At 60.5% G+C, this 828-nt stretch carries 1 protein-coding gene and 1 pseudogene; one reads left to right on the forward strand and one right to left on the reverse strand.

Annotated elements, in window-relative coordinates:
- Positions 1-519: pseudogene (locus tag EN984_RS38455) on the reverse strand (SPOR domain-containing protein); the annotation flags it as partial.
- Between EN984_RS38455 and EN984_RS38460 the strand changes: the two are divergent.
- Positions 466-765, forward strand: coding sequence for a hypothetical protein (locus EN984_RS38460; RefSeq protein ID WP_164752341.1), 300 nt, complete (start codon positions 466-468; stop codon positions 763-765). The pseudogene EN984_RS38455 and the gene EN984_RS38460 sit on opposite strands and share 54 nt — an antisense overlap.
- The last annotated feature ends 63 nt before the right edge of the window (positions 766-828 follow it).

Here is an 828-nt window from a genome sequence, read left to right on the forward strand (position 1 = left end):
GAATGACTGTTCGGCCGCCGAATGGTCGTCGAGCACCAGCTCGTCTTCAAGCGAGACTGCCACCGCATCGTCGAATTCGTCATCGGAGGCAACTGGCTCGATAGAAGCGGGCGTGTCGGCAACGGCGTACTGGGCCTCTTCAGCGTACTGGGCCTCTTCGGCTTCCTCATCGATCCGGAGGTCCTGGTCGAGCGAAATGGCCAGCTCGTCCGCCATCGAATGATCGTCCTCGAAGGGAGAGACGTCCTCAAGCGAACCGGCGACGGCATCGTCAAAATCAGACGCGAAAGCCGGCTCGACGGACGGCGCCGCTTCAGCTGCGACCGCATGGCTGGCGCCGGCGACGTGATCGTCTATCTCAGCCATGTCCAGTTGGAAATCGTTGTCGAGCGACACCGAAAGCTCATCGTCCATCGCGCTGGCGTCAGCCGCTTCGAATGCCGGCTCAAGCACGAAGGTCGGCTCATGAGCCTGAACAACCGGAGCGGCGTCGCTGTCGTCAGCGCCGAACTCGCCCATCATTTCTTTTTCGAGATCGATATCGAAATCGCCCTCTTCGAGCCCGTGATCGGCGGCTGGGGCCTGCGGCTGGGCGGGCGATTGCGGCCTGACCGGCTGGCGCGGGTCGAATCCCATGATCCTGGTCAGTTCCGCGAACGGATCATCGTCAGCGATGTCGTTGTTGTCGGCTACTCTCAGCTGGGTTCTGTCTGCCATTATTGTTCCCGAACTCGCACTCATTCGGACGCCATGGACGTCGCGTAGGGTTGGCCCTTACCAGCGCAATGTGGGCAAAAGGTGACAGGTTATTTAGTCAAACCTAACGCA

Source organism: Mesorhizobium sp. M7A.F.Ca.CA.004.12.1.1, from assembly GCF_003997835.1.
Taxonomy (GTDB): domain Bacteria; phylum Pseudomonadota; class Alphaproteobacteria; order Rhizobiales; family Rhizobiaceae; genus Mesorhizobium.

Bases quoted from the DNA above. Each gene is read 5' to 3' on its own strand.
- EN984_RS38460 (WP_164752341.1), top strand. From the start codon at position 466: ATGAGCCTGAACAACCGGAGCGGCGTCGCTGTCGTCAGCGCCGAACTC.